The sequence below is a fragment of the Lacticaseibacillus mingshuiensis genome (assembly GCF_016861785.1).
In the GTDB taxonomy this organism is placed as follows: Bacteria; Bacillota; Bacilli; order Lactobacillales; family Lactobacillaceae; genus Lacticaseibacillus; species Lacticaseibacillus mingshuiensis.
Genome location: NZ_BOLS01000009.1, coordinates 22669 through 41170, shown reverse-complemented (window position 1 = coordinate 41170; position 18502 = coordinate 22669). Strand labels below are relative to the sequence as shown.

At 57.4% G+C, this 18502-nt stretch carries 12 protein-coding genes; 11 read left to right on the top strand and 1 reads right to left on the bottom strand.

Annotation, left to right across the window (positions count from 1 at the left end):
- Position 1: 1 nt before the first annotated feature.
- From JUE67_RS06975 to JUE67_RS06935, 9 genes are all read left to right on the top strand, one after another.
- Positions 2–1750, top strand: a complete 1749-nt coding sequence (locus tag JUE67_RS06975; protein WP_203626603.1) for a glycoside hydrolase family 13 protein — start codon at positions 2–4, stop codon at positions 1748–1750.
- A gap of 194 nt (positions 1751–1944) precedes the next feature.
- A complete protein-coding gene (locus tag JUE67_RS06970; RefSeq protein WP_203626604.1) occupies positions 1945–3180 on the top strand; it encodes an extracellular solute-binding protein in 1236 nt (411 codons plus the stop codon).
- Positions 3181–3245: 65 nt separating this feature from the next.
- Positions 3246–4604 carry a carbohydrate ABC transporter permease gene (locus JUE67_RS06965; protein WP_203626605.1) on the top strand — a complete coding sequence of 453 codons (1359 nt, stop codon included), beginning with the start codon at positions 3246–3248 and terminating at the stop codon, positions 4602–4604.
- Positions 4605–4608: 4 nt separating this feature from the next.
- Positions 4609–5466 carry a sugar ABC transporter permease gene (locus tag JUE67_RS06960; protein WP_125697721.1) on the top strand — a complete coding sequence of 286 codons (858 nt, stop codon included), beginning with the start codon at positions 4609–4611 and terminating at the stop codon, positions 5464–5466.
- A 542-nt stretch (positions 5467–6008) separates the two neighbouring features.
- Positions 6009–8267, top strand: a complete 2259-nt coding sequence (locus JUE67_RS06955) for a glycoside hydrolase family 65 protein (protein ID WP_203626606.1) — start codon at positions 6009–6011, stop codon at positions 8265–8267.
- Positions 8268–8324: 57 nt separating this feature from the next.
- Positions 8325–8990 (top strand): beta-phosphoglucomutase, encoded by a 666-nt coding sequence (gene pgmB / locus JUE67_RS06950; protein WP_203626607.1) that lies wholly within the window; start codon positions 8325–8327, stop codon positions 8988–8990.
- 30 nt (positions 8991–9020) lie between these two features.
- Positions 9021–11333: a glycoside hydrolase family 31 protein gene (locus JUE67_RS06945; protein WP_444542884.1), complete on the top strand. Its 2313-nt coding sequence runs from the start codon at positions 9021–9023 to the stop codon at positions 11331–11333.
- 239 nt (positions 11334–11572) lie between these two features.
- Positions 11573–13867, top strand: coding sequence for a glycoside hydrolase family 31 protein (locus tag JUE67_RS06940; protein ID WP_203637088.1), 2295 nt, complete (start codon positions 11573–11575; stop codon positions 13865–13867).
- A gap of 133 nt (positions 13868–14000) precedes the next feature.
- Positions 14001–14258 (top strand): prevent-host-death protein, encoded by a 258-nt coding sequence (locus tag JUE67_RS06935; protein ID WP_203626610.1) that lies wholly within the window; start codon positions 14001–14003, stop codon positions 14256–14258.
- A 93-nt stretch (positions 14259–14351) separates the two neighbouring features.
- Here the strand turns inward: JUE67_RS06935 and JUE67_RS06930 are convergent, their stop codons facing one another.
- Positions 14352–15515 carry an MFS transporter gene (locus tag JUE67_RS06930; RefSeq protein ID WP_203626611.1) on the bottom strand — a complete coding sequence of 388 codons (1164 nt, stop codon included), beginning with the start codon at positions 15513–15515 and terminating at the stop codon, positions 14352–14354.
- A 196-nt stretch (positions 15516–15711) separates the two neighbouring features.
- On the opposite strand from JUE67_RS06930, the gene JUE67_RS06925 reads away from it, so the two are divergent.
- Complete coding sequence (locus JUE67_RS06925; protein WP_203626612.1) at positions 15712–16509, top strand: SGNH/GDSL hydrolase family protein; 798 nt, start codon at positions 15712–15714, stop codon at positions 16507–16509.
- Between the two features lie 113 nt (positions 16510–16622).
- The gene (locus JUE67_RS06920) at positions 16623–18401 is read left to right on the top strand and encodes an ABC transporter ATP-binding protein (protein WP_203626613.1); all 1779 of its coding nucleotides are present in this window, start codon (positions 16623–16625) and stop codon (positions 18399–18401) included.
- The last annotated feature ends 101 nt before the right edge of the window (positions 18402–18502 follow it).

Below are 18502 nucleotides of genomic sequence, written 5' to 3'. Positions count from 1 at the left end.
GATGGAATTAGCAGCACTTCGGCACCGCCCGGAAAGTGAAGATGCCTTTTTGTATGACCCGACTCACATGCGCGTACGCCTGCACGCCAAGGCGGGGGATGTCGCAGGCGTCTCCGTTTTGTTCAACGACCCGAACTGGTTTGAGGACCGCGATGGCAAGATGACGTTCATTTATCACGAAAAGACGCTGGTAAAGCTTGGGACGGGTCAGCTTCAGGACTACTGGGGCACCACGCTCACAGCACCGTATCGCCGCCTGCAGTACCTCTTTGTGGTGACCGGCACAGATGGCACGACCACGCTGTTTGGCGACCGCGGCACGCGCGCGGATTCGGAAGAAGAGCGGCAGGAGCTTGGCAACTATTTTCGGATGCCGTATTTTCACCAGATCGACCGGGTCAAAACGCCGGATTGGGTGAAGGAAACGGTGTGGTACCAGATCTTTCCGGAGCGCTTTGCCAATGGCGACAAGGCCAACGACCCCGCCGGCACGAAACCGTGGCAGCCAAGCGACCATCCCGGCCGTGAAGATTATTATGGCGGCGACTTGCAGGGCGTTTTGGATCATCTGGACGACCTGCAGAATTTGGGCATCAACGGGCTATATTTCTGCCCGCTGTTCAAGGCCAGCTCCAATCATAAGTACGACACGATCGATTACCTTGAGATCGACCCGGATTTTGGCGACAAGGCGCTGTTTGCCAAGCTCGTCAACGAGGCGCACAAGCGCGGCATGAAGGTGATGCTGGACGCGGTGTTCAATCACATGGGCTACGCGTCGCCGCAGTGGCTGGACGTTGTTGAAAATGGGGAGCAGTCCCGTTTCAAAGACTGGTTCCACATTTACGAGTTCCCGGTGACCCCTTACCGCAACCCGGTGCTCAAGGAAGGCGCGCCGCAATTTGACACGTTTGCGTTTGGCGACAACATGCCCAAGCTCAACACGGCCAACCCCGAGGTGCAGGACTATCTGTTGACGGTGGCGACGTATTGGATCAAACAGTTTGACATCGACGCGTGGCGGCTGGATGTGGCCAACGAGGTCGATCATCATTTCTGGGCAAAGTTCAACGCGGCGTGCAAGGCGGTCAAGCCGGACTTTTACATTCTTGGTGAGATCTGGCATTCCAGCCAAAATTGGCTCAACGGCACCGAGTTTGATGGCGTGATGAATTATGCGTTCACCCAGCAGATCGAGCACCACTTCCTGACGGGAAAACAGGACGCGAAAACGGCGATGGCGCTGCTGGTCGATCAGCTGATGTTGTATCGCGATCAGACGGATCAGGTGATGCTCAACATGCTGGATTCCCATGACACGCCGCGCATTCGCACGATCGCAGGGGGCAATGAGGACAAGGCGCTGCAGGCGCTGGCCTTCACGTTCCTGCAGACCGGCGCACCGTGCATTTATTACGGCACCGAAATGGGAATGGAAGGGGACAACGATCCGGATGACCGCAAGCCGATGGACTGGTCGCAGCTCGGCCAGCCGATCTGGCAACGGGTCCAGCAGCTGATCGCGCTTCGGCACCGGTTTGCCAAGCTGCTCGGCACCGGTACCACTCAGCTTGAGGTGCGCGATGATGGCCTGATTCAGGTGACGCGGGTGCTTGGAGATCAGACCCTGGTCGGCTTGTTCAACACGACGGCACAACCGGTCGCAGTCACTGTCCAAGCCCCGGCCTACACCCAACAGTTCGGCGATGGCGCGCTTTTGCCGCTTGGGGTCGTTGTATCCATCAGCTGATTCTGATAACGGTAACAAAGGTTTATTGATTGTAAAAGCGGTTTCAACTTTGCATAATAAAATACGTAAGGCAGCGACAGGCGAACTTCGATGAAATAATTTTGGCTAGACCAATTTTTAAAATCATATGAGCTCACTTATCGCCACTTCAAGTTAGGCGTTATCAGTCTATTTCATTAGGGAGGAATAGCATTATGAAGTTATGGAAAAAGGTCATCATGGGGAGCGCATCGCTGGTTGCGATCACGTTGCTCGCCGCTTGCGGCTCCGGTTCGTCGTCCAGTGATAGCTCTACGAAGAGTTCCACTGCCACCAAGATCTCCGGCGATGTCACCCTCTGGGTCGATACCGCGCAGGTGCCATCTTATAAGAAACTGGTCGCCAGTTTTGAAAAGAAGTACCCGGATGTTAATGTTAAGCTGACACAAAGCCCGAACGGTTCATCCAACGCGAAGACGGATGTCGGCAAGGACCCGGCCAAGGCCGCGGATGTTTTCCAGGTGCCAAATGATCAGCTGGGCCAAATGGCTGAAGCCGGCTACATCAATCCACTTTCACCAGACGCAGAAAAGGAAGTCAAAGCCGACAACATCGACATGGCCGCCACTGCGATGACCTGGAAGGATAAGATGTACGGCTATCCATGGGCCCAGCAAGCCAACACCCTTTATTACAACAAGAGCAAATTGTCCGCAGACGATGTAAAGTCTTGGGACAGCTTGACGGCTAAAGGTGTGATCGGGCTGGACTTCACCGTGCCATACAACGTCTATCCTGTTTTCCTGACCGCCGGCACCAAGCTTTACGGCGATGATGGCGAAACGCTGGACGGCTCCACCGTTGCTTCCGACGAAGGCGTTGCCGCAATGAAGTGGTTCTCTGAGCAAAAGGCGAACAAGGGTGTCATGCAGACGTCTAACGCGTTGAACCAGCTCAAGGCTGGCAAGGTCGGTGCGATCATCGACGGCCCATGGGATGCCACGAACATCAAGAACTTGCTCGGCGATAACTTCGCTGTGACCACGCTGCCGACGCTGACCATCAATGGCGAGCAAAAGCAGATGCAGGCCTTTATCGGCGTGATGGCATTTGCCGTTAACTCGCACACCGCGACGAAGAACCAAAAAGCGGCACAGACGCTGGCGGCTTGGGTCACCAACAAAGCCGGTCAGACGGAACTTTACAAGAGCCAAGGTCAGATCCCTGTTAACAAGGAAGCCCTTGACGCCTCTGATGTGAAGGCTGATCCGGTGGCCGTTGCGGTCGACAAGCAGTCCGCCGTTTCGACTTTGATGCCGAAGATGTCGCAAATGGCAACGGTCTGGAATGATGCGGCGGCGCTGACCAACGGCGCGTACACCGGCTCCATCAAGGCGGCCGACTACATGACGCAGCTTCAGAAGTTCCAAGACGCCATTTCGAAGAAGTAATTTAAGACGCTCGAGCAAAGGTTGGGCCGTGCGCTCAACCTTTTCTCTTAAAAGGAGAAGGTTCTATGTTTAAGAGAAAAAATAAGCGCAAGCCCGCAGCGACATACAGGGAAGTCTTCACCAAGGGCGACTGGGCGACTAAGCTCTCGTTCGTCGTGATGGGGGCCAGCCAGTTGAAGCACAAACAATGGGCAAAAGGCCTGGCCTTTTTACTCATCGAAGTCGGCTTCTTCGTTTGGCTCATCCACACTGGGATCAGTGAGCTGTCGCTTTTCACCTCGCTGGGTCCGATCAAGGCCAAAAAAGTGGTCTTCGACAACGCCCAGGGGATCTACATCACCAAGTTGCCGAGCAATTCGGTGGTCATCCTGCTGTTCGGGGTGCTGGCGCTGATCATCTTGGCGGCGCTGATTGGCCTGTATATCTTCAACTTGCGCTCGACCCGCAATCTATATGTCGCAGACCGCGACCATGAAACGATCGAGACCAACAAACAGGAGCTCAAGTCCCTGTTTGATACCCGCCTGCACGCGACGTTGATGACCATTCCAATCATTTTGATTGTGGCCTTCACCGTGTTGCCAACGATGTACATGATCTCGATGGCGTTCACCAATTATAACCGCGAGCACGCGATCGCCTTTTCCTGGACCGGGTTCCAGGCGTTCGGCCAAGTCCTTTCTGGGGACCTGGCCGGCACGTTCTTCCCAGTTCTGGGCTGGACGCTGCTGTGGGCGGTGATGGCCACGGCCACCACGTTCTTCTTCGGCGTTTTGCTGGCGATGCTGATCGAATCAAAAGGAATCAAACTTAAGGGCTTCTGGCGCACGCTGTTCATCATCGTGTACGCCGTGCCGCAATTCGTGTCACTGCTTTTGATGGCCCAGTTCCTTGATCTGCAAGGACCACTGAACAACTTGCTGCTCAGCTGGGGCTGGATCGATCACGCGATCAACTTCATCGGCGCATCCGCCAATCCGTGGGTCGCGCGGGCCACGGTCATCGTGGTCAACATGTGGATCGGGATCCCAGTGTCCATGCTGGTCTCCACCGCGATCATTCAGAACCTGCCGCAAGATCAGATCGAAGCGGCGCGGATGGATGGGGCGGGCCCACTTCAAGTTTTCCGCCACATCACGTTCCCACAGATCTTGTTCGTCATGGCGCCGAGTCTCATTCAACAATTCATCGGCAACATCAACAACTTCAACGTCATCTATCTGTTGACGGGCGGGTATCCGATGAACAACAACTACAACGGTGCCGGCGATACCGACCTGCTTGTCACCTGGCTGTATAACCTGACATTCGGGCAGCTGCAGCGCTACAACGCCTCGGCGGTCTTGGGGATTTTGATCTTCATCATCAGTGCGGTGTTCTCGCTGCTGGCATACCGTCGCACAAACGCATTCAAGGAGGGCTAACGAGATGAAATCTTATCATGAACGTCAACGCGTCTCCTTGATCTCGCGTTATGTGTTGTTGATCTTCTTGGCGCTGGTCTGGCTTTTTCCGATCGTGTGGATCGTGCTTGCGAGTTTTTCCTATAACGACACGGGCTTCATTTCCACGATCTGGCCGGAGCAGTTCACCATTCAAAATTATGTGGGGATCTTGACTAATAGCCAGTTCCCATTCCTGTACTGGATCCGCAACACTCTGGTGGTCTCCTTGGTCTCCATGGTGCTGTCGACCTTCGTGACGATCTCCGTTGCGTATTCGCTGTCGCGGCTGCGTTTCAAATTCCGGAAGCCGTTTCTGCAGATCGCCTTGGTCCTGGGCATGTTCCCTGGGTTCATGTCGATGATCGCCTTGTACTACATCCTGAAGTCCTTCAACATGCTGAACCTGGCCGGCTTGACGATGGTCTACATCGGTGGCGCGGGCCTCGGGTTCTACATTGCAAAAGGGTTCTTCGACACCATTCCGATTGCAATCGATGAGGCGGCCGTGATGGATGGCGCAACCAAGTGGCAAAGCTTCATTCACGTGGGCCTGCCGCTGTCACGCCCGATGATCGTCTACACCGCCTTGACCACTTTCATGGCGCCCTGGGTCGACTTCATCTTCTCAGGCATCATCCTGAGTTCATCCGGCAACCCAAAGGACTACACCATCGCGTACGGCCTGTACAACATGCTGCACAGCGCAAAAGGCGCCTCAACCACCTATTTCGCGCAGTTCATCGCAGGATGTGTGATCATCGCCATCCCGATCACCATCATCTTCGTGATCATGCAGAAGTTCTACGTCAACGGCATTACACAGGGTGCGGATAAAGGATAAAACCAGTGCGAAGAGGCCAGTGCGGAGCCCCGCGCTTATGGTCGAGCAGATAGGCTCGGCAGGCGGATTGGCCTGGTCTTAGGCCGGTTCGCCTGCCGACCTATATGCCTCGACCATGCGGGGCGCAACACGAGGATAAAGGCCAGTGCGGAGTCCCGCGCTCATACCGGGACAGGTAGCCTAGGCAAGCGGTTGATGGCGCACTTGGCCATCGGGCGATTGCCGTAGCTAGCTGTTCCCGGTATGCGGGGCGCAGCACGAGGATTCTGAAATGGCGGACCTCCGCAACTGATACCGCGAAATGACGGTGCGCAATAATCAGACCTACCAACGCACACTCGCGGCCTACCGCTTCCAATTTTTCCAATCAACCCAGCGCCCGCCAACCACAAGGCGCACCAAAAAAGCGGGACAAACGCGTGTTGCCCCGCTTTTTTCGACCGGTGAGGTTGTTATCGGTAACACCGAGGCGTCTGTTGTCGTGCCGCCTGGCTGCCTTTACGCTTAGGAATGTGAACAGTGACAAGGAGAAGTGAAGACATATGAAACGAATTTTTGAGATCGATCCTTGGGTGATCAAAAGTCGCACGCTGACCCCCGAGGACAAGCGCCTGCAAGAGAGCCTGACTGCGATCGGCAACGGCTACATGGGTATGCGCGGCAACTTTGAGGAGGGCTATTCCGGCGACCACCTGCAAGGCACCTATCTGGCCGGGGTCTGGTATCCAGACAAGACCCGGGTCGGCTGGTGGAAAAATGGGTATCCCGAGTATTTTGGCAAGGCGATCAACGCCCCGAGCTTTATCGACTTCGGGCTGACGCTCAATGGCGTGAAAATTGATCTGGCGACACTTCAACCGAGCGATTTTTCGCTTGAGCTGGACATGCACCAGGGCCTGTTGACCCGCAGCTTCGTGGTCGAGGCAGGCGGCGCCAAAGTTCGGCTCACCTTCCAGCGGTTCTTATCCAACGAGATCAAGGAAGCCGGGCTGATCAAGCTGACTGCTGAGGCGTTGACGGGGACGGCGACGCTCACGGCGACCCCGGCGCTTGATGGCAATGTCGTGAACGAGGACTCGAATTACGAGGACGGTTTCTGGCAGCCGCTGGGTGAAAACAGTGAGGCGGAGACCATTCAGTTGATCACCAAACCGAATCCGTTCAAGGTGCCACAATTCAGCGTGTTGCTCAAACAGCACACGACGCTGAATGGTCAGCCGCTTCAAGGCACCGCTTCCGCGACGAGCGGTCGGGTCCAGCGCGAGGCAAGCTTCACGCTGGCTGCCGGCGAGACGGCTGAGCTGGTCAAAACGGTGATCGTGGTCACGAGCCGCGATGTGGCAAGCGAAGACCAGGGTGAGGCCGCGGCCAAGCTGATGGCACAGGCGCTTGACGCTGGCTGGACCGGCTTGCTCGATGCGCAGACGGCCATTTGGGCGAAGCGCTGGGCGTTGTCGGATGTCGTGATCGATGGCGATGACGCGGCGCAACAGGGCATCCGTTTCAACATTTTCCAACTCTTCATGACGTATTACGGCGAGGACAAACGGCTGAACATCGGGCCAAAGGGCTTCACCGGCGAAAAATATGGTGGTGCGACGTATTGGGACACGGAAGCCTACATCGTGCCGATGTATCTGGCCACGACCAAGCCGGATGTCACGCGCGCGCTGCTTCAATACCGCCACGACCAGTTGCCCGGCGCGTATCACAACGCCCAGCAACAGGGCCTTGCCGGGGCGCTGTTCCCGATGGTGACGTTCAATGGCATCGAGTGCCACAACGAGTGGGAGATCACGTTTGAGGAGATCCACCGCAATGGCGCGATTGCTTTTGCCATCAAGCAGTACACCGATTATACGGGCGACGAGAGCTATGTCAACGAAACGGGAATCGATGTGTTGGTTGGCATCAGCCGCTTTTGGGCGGACCGGGTGCATTTTTCCCAGCGCCAAGGCCAGTATATGATCCACGGGGTCACCGGGCCGAATGAATACGAAAACAACGTCAATAATAACTGGTACACCAACACGATGGCCCAGTGGACGCTGCAATACACGTTGGCGCGCCTGCCGAAAGCGGACAAGGCTGTCGTTGAAAAATTGGCAGTCTCCGATGAAGAAAAGGCGCACTGGCAGGACATCATCGACCGGATGTATTTTCCGGAAGACAAGGACCTTGGCATCTTCGTCCAGCACGACACATTCCTGGACAAGGATCTGCGCCCGGCCAGCAGCATTCCTGCCGATCAGCGGCCGATCAATCAGCACTGGTCCTGGGATCACATTTTGCGCAGCCCGTATATCAAACAGGCGGATGTCTTGCAGGGCATCTATTTCCTGAATGACCGCTTCACGCGGGAACAAAAGGAGAAGAACTTCGACTTTTACGAACCGCTGACGGTGCATGAAAGTTCGCTGAGTGCGTCGATTCACGCGATCTTGGCGGCGGAGCTTGGCAAGGAAGACAAGGCCGTCGAGTTGTATGCTCGCACCGCGCGGCTGGATCTGGACAATTACAACAACGACACGACAGACGGGTTGCACATCACCTCGATGTCAGGCTCGTGGCTCGCGATCGTTCAGGGCTTTGCGGGGATGCGCGACAACGATGATCAACTGTCGTTCAAGCCGTTTTTGCCAAAGGACTGGACGCATTACAGCTTCAAGATCCTGTATCGCGGGCGCACGCTGGCGATCTCCGTCACCCGCGAAGGCACGGACATCGCGCTGGTGGCCGGCCCGGCTCTGACTGTGGTCGTCAATGGCAAGGCTGTGGCATTGCCTGGGGCGGAAAGATAATTGGCTGGCGCCGCGCTGGAAATGGCGCGGCGCTTTTTATTGAAAGGGAATGATACGATGTTAAAAGGCTTACTGTTTGATCTGGACGGGGTGTTGACGGATTCGGCGAAGTTCCATCTCGCCGCCTGGGGCAAGGTTGCTGAATCGATCGGCATCACGTTGCCACCGGAAGCCAACGATGGCTTGCGCGGCCGCTCGCGAATGGATTCGCTGGACTTTATTTTGCGCGGCGCCGGCCAGGAAGACCGCTTCACCGAGGCGGAAAAGGAAGCGTTGGCGACCAAGAAAAACGCGATGTATGTCGAGGCGATCAAAAGCATGACCCCAGCCGATATTTTGCCAGGGATTCCCCAACTGTTGGCGGATGCGAAGACCAAGCAGCTGAAAATGATCATTGCCTCGGCGTCAAAAAATGCCCCGACGATTTTGCGTCAGCTGAAGATCGCGGCTGATTTTGATGGCGTCGTGGATCCGGCTACACTGCATCGCGGCAAACCTGATCCGGAGATCTATGTGCGGGCCCAGGAACTGGCGGGGCTGCAGGCGGACGAGGTGGTCTCGTTTGAGGACGCCTCAGCCGGGGTGGCGGCGATCAAGGCGGCAGGCCAATTCGCCGTGGGCATCGGCGACAAGACTGTTTTGGCGCAAGCCGACTATATCGTTCCGACCACTGCTGCGTTACAATTGAGCCAAATTGAGGCCGCTTTCAACGCGCAACACTAGCGGTCATGGAGGTTATTGATTGTGAGTGAGATCACCATTCAGAGCACAGAGGCACAAGGCACGTGGCTGATCACGTTGGCCGATGGGAGAAAACGCGGTGTGACGGTGCTCACGCCGGCGATTTTGCATGTGTATGACGCAGACGTGCCGGCGCCGCACAACCGCGACGTGGTGAGCGGGCAGGCGCAGGCTGTCGCAGCGGTCGTCGATGATCACGGCGACCATGTGACGCTGGCCACGTCGGCGTTAACGCTGACGATGGACGCAGTGGGGTATGTGGATGTCGTCGATGCGTCAGGCCAGCCGGTGGTGACGGCGTATCGCGGCCGCCGTCAGCCGCTTGATACCAATGCGGATCCAGCGCTGGCCGACGCCGAACATGCGGCGGCGCACCACGCCATGGTCGGTGAGCATCATGTGTCCGATGTGCCGGGCGCAACGCCGATCGAGGTCGCGTTCACTTTGGCGGATGACGATCATTTTTACGGCCTGGGCGACAAGACGGGCTTCACTGACAAGCGTGGGTACGCCTGGGAAAATTGGAACTCGGATGACCCGACGCCGCATCAAGAAGACCTGGTGCGGCTGTACAAGAGCATTCCGTTTGTCATCGGCCTGCATGAGGACCGCGCATACGGCCTATTTTTCCCGGACACGTTTCCGAGTCGGCTGGATCTGGGCCGCGAAAGCCGCGATTACTTCTATTACAATGCGGTGGCGGGGCGACTGGATTACTACATTTTCGCCGGGCCGGCCATGCCGGATGTGGTGGGCGAGTATACCTGGCTGACAGGGACCACACCGCTGCCGCAAAAATGGACGCTGGGCTATCAGCAAAGTCGCTGGAGCTATATGAATCGCCAGACGGTCGAAACGGTGGCGGCGAAAATGCGTGAGTACCACCTGCCATTTGATGCGATTCACCTCGACATCGATTATATGGATGGGTATCGCGTGTTCACGACGGATCCCAAACGTTTTCCCGACTTCAAGCAAATGGTCGCGCAGCTCGGCGAAGACGGCGTGAAGGTCGTCACGATCATTGATCCAGGGGTCAAGCAGGATCCCGGCTATCGGGTCTATGATGAAGGCGTCGCACATGGCTATTTTGCCAAGGACGCGGCCGGCAAGCTGTATGTCAACCGGGTCTGGCCGGGCAAGTCGGTGTTTCCCGATTTTGGCGCGCCGTCCATCCGCAAGTGGTGGGCGCACAATACCGATTTTCTCACGGAAAATGGTGTGAGCGGCATCTGGAACGACATGAACGAGCCGGCCAGCTTCGACGGGCCACTGCCGGATGATGTGGCGCTGACGGATGAGGACCATGGCACCACGATTCTCGAGCTGCACAACGTTTATGCCCACAACATGGCTCGCGCGACCTATGCCGGAATGAAGGCGAAAACAGGCAAGCGGCCGTTCATCATCACGCGCGCGGCCTTCAGTGGCACGCAAAAATTCGCGACGGTGTGGACCGGCGATAATCGCTCGACTTGGGCGCTGTTGCGGCTGGTGGTTCCGCAGCTCACCAACTTGGGGCTGTCCGGCTTCAGTTTTGCCGGCACTGATATCGGCGGCTTTGGCGAAAGTGCGACGCCGGAACTGTTGACGCGGTGGATCGAGGCGGCGATCTTTTCCCCGTTGTTGCGCAATCATTCCGCAATTGGCACGCCGCTTCAAGAGCCATGGGTGTTCGGCGAGCCCACCTTGGCGATCTATCGCAAGATGCTGGAATTGCGCTACCGTCTGCTGGATCTGTTGTACGATCTGTTTGAAGCCGGCACCCGTACCGGGCTGCCGGTGATGCGGCCCCTTGTGCTACATTATCAAGACGACGCGACCGCGCAGACTATCAACGATGAATTTTTGGTCGGGGAGACGCTGCTGGCGGCGCCGGTGGTGGCGCCGGGCGTCGATCACCGGATGGTCTATCTGCCGGCCGGCGAGTGGCTGGATTATTGGACCGGCGAGGCTTACACAGGCGGCGATTATTACGTCGTGGCCGCCCCGCTGGACCACTTGCCGCTGTTTGTGAAAAACAATAGCATCCTGCCGCTTCGGCCACTGGTCGAATACGTGGAACCAGCCACGGAGGATACGCTGGGCTTCAAAGTCTTCGGCACGCATGGGCATTATGAGCACTACCAGGACAATGGCGAGGATTTTGCCTATCAAAATGGGGCCTTCAATCGCTATGTCATCGATGTTGATGACAACGAGGTGCGGGTCGCGCTGAGTGTTGATGGGCTGGACCAGCATTACGACACGATCTTCGTGGAAGTCAGCGGGGTCGCGCATCAGTTTGCCTATAGTGGGTCTACTGGCACATATCAAGAAATTTAACGATTTATTTCGCGGCGGATGGGCGTTTGTGGCCTGTCCGCTATTTTTTTGCCCGCGAGTGCTTTCATTTGTGAAACAGTTCGCTAAAATGTACTGGACCCTCGGAAGAAATGCGGCTGGCATGGCTCTAAATGCGCCGCCTGGGGGTCAGTCGATGTACCTAGTGGGATGGCCGGTGTCTGGCGTGATTCCTAGGTGTGCGTGACACTATTATTGAATTGATTTGAGGGAGTGCGCTTATGATTATTGAAAAACGCGGGCGTTTTGCCTGGCTCACTTTGGCGGATGGTCGCCAGCTTGCTGTTGGGGCGTTGCGGCCGAACATCATTCAGGTGCGCGATGGCGGCGACTTGCCGCATTCGTACGCAACGGTGCCGGTGGCCGCCGAAGATTTTGCGCTGACGATCGACGAGACGGCGGCTGGCATGCGGCTGGCCACCGCGGCGGTGGTGGTGACCGTCGATGAGGCGGGCCATGTCGATGCGTTTTACCCGGATGGCACGGCGATGGTGCAGGACTTTCGCGGGACGCGGACGCCGCTGGTGCGCGACACGGATCCGCAGATCGCAAGTGCCGAGAACCTGGATGCGTCGGCGGTGGCGATGCAGGACCACTCCCTGACCGACGTGCCTGGGGTGGCGCCGCTTGAGATCGTCAAGACGCTGCGGCCCGATGAACATCTGTATGGGCTGGGCGATCACGCCGGCTTTTTGGACAAGCGCGGGTATGCCTGGGAAAATTGGAACACGGATGAAGGCCGCCCGCATCAAGAGGACCTGGCGCGGCTGTATAAGAGTATTCCGTTTGTGATCGGCTTAACGCAGGGTCGGGCATACGGCTTGTTTGTCGACAACACCTATCCGACGCGGTTTGATCTGGGCAAGGAAAGCGCTGATTATTATTACATCGATGCGGCTGGCGGCAAGTTGAACTATTATCTTTTTGCTGGTCCGGCGATGACGGACGTGGCCGAAGCCTACACGACCTTGACGGGCACGACCCCGCTGCCGCAAAAATGGACGCTGGGCTACCAGCAGTCCCGCTTCAGCTACGCCAGCGAAAAGGTGGTGCGGGACTTAGCGGCGAAAATGCGCGCGCTGAATATCCCGTGTGATGCGATTCATCTGGACATCGACTACATGGATGGTTTCCGAGTGTTCACGGCGGATCCCAAGCGTTTTCCCCAGATGAAGGGGATGATCGCGGACCTCAAGCAAGCGGGCATCAAGGTGGTCACGATCATCGATCCCGGGGTCAAGGTCGACAAGCAGTATGCGATCTATGAAGACGGGTTGGTCAAGCACGTGTTTGCGACCAATCCGGATGGCACGCCGTATGTGAACACGGTGTGGCCGGGCAAGGCGGTGTACCCCGATTTTGGGAATCCGGCTGTGCGCACCTGGTGGGGTCAGAATCAGCAATTTTTGACTGACCTGGGCGTGGCCGGGGTGTGGAACGATATGAACGAACCGGCCGGCTTTGACGGGCCGATTCCGGATGACACGGTCTTTTCCGATAATGGCCAGCCATCCACGGCGCTGGCGATGCACAACGTCTTTGGCCAAAATATGGCGCATGCGACGTACGACGGGCTGCAAAAATTGACCGGGAAGCGGCCATTTGTGATCAGTCGCGCCGTTTATGCCGGGGCGCAGCGCTACACGACCGTCTGGACCGGCGACAATCGCTCGACATGGGCGCATTTGCGGCTGGCCTTGCCGCAACTGTGCAGCCTCGGCCTGTCCGGCATCCCATTTGCCGGGACCGACATTGGCGGGTTTACCAGTGACACAACGGCGGAGCTCGTGACGCGGTGGCTGGAGGCGGCCCTATTTTCCCCACTGCTGCGGAATCACAGCACGGCGCGCTCGCGGTTGCAGGAACCGTGGGCATTCGGCGAGCCAACGCTGACGATCTACCGAAAATTCGTGGAACTGCGTTACCATTTGCTGGATCTGTTGTACGACTTGTTTGCGCTACAACCTAGTCTGCCGATCATGCGGCCGCTGGTGCTGCATTATCAGGATGATGCGCGGGTGCAGACGCTGAATGATGAGTATCTGGTGGGCGACTCGCTGCTGGTGGCGCCGGTGGTCGAGCAGGGCGCGACCCAGCGCCTGGTGTATCTGCCGGCTGGGGACTGGATCGATTTTTGGACCGGAAAGACGATTGCCGGCGCGCAAAGCATCGTGGTGGACGCCCCGCTGGATCACCTGCCACTATTCGTTAAGGCTGGCAGTCTGTTGCCATGGCGGCCGCTGACCCAATCGGTGGATGTGGCGACGGAAACGACGCTGACGTTCCGCTGCTATGGCCAGGCCGGCGCGTATACGCATTATCAGGATGATGGCGAGGATTTCGCGTATCAAGATGGGGCGTACAATCTGTATGAGGTCCGTTTTGATGGCGACCAGGCCAGCGTGGCGTTGACGCGCCAGGGCTACCCGCATCCGTATCAGACGATCACCGTGGAGACCGCGGGGCAGGATCACGTGTTCTACTATGTGCCGGAAGCGCGGGCGTATCGGGAATAAGGGCTACGCATGACTGGTTGGCGCATTTCGGCGGAGAGACTAAGTGGCGGCCACCTCAGTGAAGCGCACGTGTTGACGTCCCTAGAAATGTACGCTATTTTCGGTGTATCAAATTCACGGGGGATAAGGACTGATGGAAACAGACACGCCGACGAATCTCAGGAAGAAGCTATTCGATGTGCTCAGCCAAGTAGCCAATTCGGATAAAGGGGTCGAGATCACTTTGAAGCAGCCTAGTGGGCCAAATAAGGGCGTGGTCATGCTCAGCAAAGCCCGTCACGAAAAGCTAGAGAAGTTGGATCTCATGGTGCGAATGGGTACGTTGGAGACGGTCCTGAACCGGATGGCGCACGAAAAGCCTGACGATTTTTCTGAGTCGACTGCCTATTAAGAACGCTGGCCACAGTCACGGGTACGTAAAAAAAGTCCACATTGTCCCTTACACCGAAAAACGTGTGCGAGACGAGGTGGACTTCTTTGTGTCTTAATTTTCCGTTAGCCGATTCAACCGTTCAGTCGGCACCAGGACCAGCAAGCCGAAGACTAGCAGGAAGACGGGATAGCTGGCCAGCCCAATCGCGCCTGCCGCAAAGCCGAACAGCGGCGGCATGAAGGTCGTGCCGATGTACGCAAAGGCCATTTCGACGCCGATGACGGCCTGGCTGTGCGCAGCGCCGAAATTCATCGGCGTTTCGTGGATGATGGTCGGGTAGATCGGCCCGCTGCCCAGTCCGCAGATCACGAGGCCGGCCAGGGCAGGCAAGGCAGAGGACACTGGCAGGAGAATCAAGACGATGCCTGCCAGCATGATTCCTGTGCCCAGGCGCAACATGTTTTGATCGCCCAGGCGATCGGCGATCAGGCCGGACAATAGCCGTCCCACTGTGATGCCGATGTAGTAAAGGGCGGCAAAGCGTGCGGCCGCGGCCGGCGAGACGTCCCGGACTTTGACTAGGTAGCTTGCGGCCCACAGCGCGGCGGTCTGTTCCATGGCGCAATAGGCGAAAAACGCGAGCAGCACCTCTTTGACTCCGCGCAGGCCGAACAGCTCGCGCCAGGTGAGGGGCTGGCTGTCACTGGCATGGGCGCGGGCCGCCTGTTCTTTTTGCCGCCACAACGGCAGTGTTGCAAATAGCAGAATCGTCAAGGCGACCTGAATCACGCCGATGATGCGGTAGCCGCTGTGCCAGCCGAGTGAATGCGTCAGAGCGAAGCCCATCACATAGGGGCTGATGGCGGCGCCGATGCCCCAACAGGCGTGCAGCCAATTCATGGTGCGGCTCGGGTAATGCAGCGCGACAAAATTGTTCAGTGCCGCATCCACCGCGCCTGCGCCCAACCCATACGGAATGGCCAAGAGGCAAAGCTGCCAAAACTGGGCGGCAACGGAAAAACCAAGCAGCGCCAGCGCCGTGGTCAGCACGGAGACCGCGGTAACTTTACCGGCGCCGAACCGACGCGTCAGGCGGTCGGACAGAAGACTGGAAATGATCGTGTCGGCCGAAATGATCATCGTGACGATGCCGGCGTAAGCGACCGGAACATGAAGCGCGGTGTGCATGACCGGCCAGCCGGCGCCAATCAGGGAATCCGGCAGACCCAGGCTGATAAAGGCGAGATAAATAATGGCAAGCAACGCAGAAAACATTTCGGGACCCTCCTGAAAGTCAATGGCTTTAGTGTAGCGGAAGGGGCTGTGATGTCAACGCTTGCAGGCATATAATAAAAAGATATTGAGTCGCAGATGGGCGAATGGGCGAAACTGGGGATGCGGCGCGGGCAACGACTGATCAACTGATCGACTGGTCCGACCGCGCCCTCCCCGGCGCCTGAGGAGGAGTCTTATGAGAGCGCAACAACATCACCAAAACCACCGGATGATCTGGGTGATCATCGCGGTCATCCTGATCATTGCTGGCGTCGGCACCGCATTTTTCGTGCATCAACAACAGGCCGTCAAAGCGCGTGAGACGTCGCTGTCCCGCGCGTCGTCCCAATCGGCGAGCCGGGCAAAGGCCAGTTCCATTGCCGAGTCAAAAAAGGCCAGTTCGATCGCGGCCTCCTCGAGCAAGGCCAAGCTTGCCTCGGAAATGGCGGCGGACCCGCTTTATAAGGCATACAAAAAGTACGGCTTGACCTATGAGATGATCCAAGTTGCGAAGACGTTGCAGATCTCGGCGGTCGGGGATTCCGTGATGCTGGGATCCGATTATGGGCTGAAGGAATTGTTCCCGCAGATTCAGCTGGACGCCTCGGTTTCCCGCCAGGTCAGTGAAGGCCCGGCCTTGCTCCAGAAGTTGCAGGCGGCGGGGCGGCTCGCGGATGTTGTCGTGGTCGGTCTGGGCACCAATGGCCCGGTGGATGCCGACGCGATCAAAGCTGTGATGGACGTCGTGGGCACCAGCCGCCAAGTCTTTTGGGTGACGAATTATGCGCCTGAGACGAGCTGGATGACGACCAACAATCAGGAGATCGAAAAGGCCGCCAGCACGTACGACAATTTCACGGTGATCGACTGGGCGAAGTTGGTCGCACCGCACAAGGACTGGCTGACGGCGGATGGCGTGCATCCCGAGGTCAATGGCCAGGCGTGGTATTACACGTTGATCGTCAAAACGGTGATGGCGAAGGTCTTGAAGTAACAGGCTGACGAGAAGAATCGAGACACGTCGGCGCTTGTTGGATTCACGGTCCAGGTTTGCAGTCAATGTTTCGCCCGAGAGGCTTTGCAGTTAGAGAAAAGAGGCAGCGGTCAATGAAAGAACCCGCTTCAGCGGACACCAGTGAGCAACCCACCAGTTTGCCTGAGATGTTCAGTTTTGTTTTCAGCAAGGTCCTGAACAACAAGTGTCTGCTCATCGTCAACGTGCTTGCGCTGACGCTGATCACGGCGCTGCAGTTCGTGATGCCGCAGATCGAGCAGAACATTATCGATAAGGTGATTCCGGAGAAAAATCTGGCGCATCTGGCGGCGGTGATCGGCCTGCTTTTGTTGACGGCGCTGGCGCTGGGCCTGCTGAATTATTTTTCCATGTATTACATGACGGTGATGAGCCAAAATGCGATCACGGATCTGCGCAACGACTTGTTCCAGTATATTCTGGGGCAGGACACCGCATTTTTTGAGGAAAGCCGCACCGGTGATCTGATGACGCGGCTGACGTCGGATATCTCCAACCTGCAGGGGTTGATCTCCAGCAACATGCTCAGCATGATCGGCAATTTATTCACGTTTGTCGGGGTGCTGGCGATGATCTTTTGGATCAATTGGCAAATGGCGCTGGCCGTCTTTTTGACCTTCCCGCTGGAGTTCCTCGTGTACCGCGTGTTCCGGGTGCGAATCCGCAACGCGTTTCGGCGCGCTCGGGCGCAACAGGCGCGGATGTCCAACCAGATGCAACAGACGCTCACCCAGATCGACCTGATCAAGTCTTACACGAGCGAGCAGCTTGAGGCGGATCGCTTCGACGCCATCGCCCAGGAAAATAAGGCCGACATGATCGACGCGGGGCGCAATCAGGCCCTATTTTCCCCGCTGATCGATGGGGTCAATGCGTTGGGGACGGCGATCGTGCTGTCGCTTGGCGCGTTTTTCATCATGCGCGGCGGCCTGACGATCGGCGCGCTGGTGGCCTATCTGACCTATGTCGGGATGGTGCAGGCCCCGATTCAATCGCTGACTCGGATGCTCAATCAGTTGCAACAGGCGCTGGTTTCTTATGGCCGCATCAAGTCGATCATGGTGGCAACGCCCAAAGTGATCGACGCGCCGGCCGCCCAGCCGCTCGCGGAGCTGCATGACGGCATTCACTTGCAAGAAGTGACCTTCACGTATGACCGCGCCCGCGACAAGTCGCATCCGACGCTGGATCATGTCAGTTTCGACATTCCAGTCGGCCAGACCACCGCATTGGTCGGCCATTCGGGTTCGGGGAAGACCACGATCACGAAACTGTTGACGCGCCTTTATGACATCGATAGCGGCCACATTTTGCTCGACGGCCAGGAGATCCGGGACGTGACACTGGCGAGTCTCCGCCAGCACATCGCGGTGGTGTCGCAGGATGTCTACGTGATCGACGGAACGATCGCAGATAACATTTTATACGGCCGGCCTAGCGCAACCACGGCCGAAGTTGAAAATGTGGTGCGGCTGGCGGATCTGGATGGGTTTATTCAGACATTGCCGCAGGGGCTGGCCACGCCGGTCGGGGAGCGCGGCGTCAAACTTTCCGGTGGCCAAAAACAGCGGCTGGCCATTGCCCGGGCGCTACTGAAGGATGCGCCGGTGATCATTTTGGATGAGGCCACGGCGGCGCTGGATAATGAATCGGAAAAAGCGATTCAACATGCCCTCGACAATCTGCTGGTCGCACGGACCTCGCTGGTGATCGCGCACCGCTTGTCGACGGTCCATAACGCCGATCAGATCGTGGTGCTCGAGGACGGCCAGGTGCAAGAGATCGGCACCCACGATGGGTTGATGGCGCAAAATGGTGTCTACGCGCGGCTTTACAACGCGCAATTTGAATAGCGAAAACGGCGGCGTGTCAGTGATGGCGCGCTGTTTTTGATTCAAGGTGCGTAGGCTCGCGGGATGACGGGGTGGAGGCCCGAATTTGATGAGCAGATTAA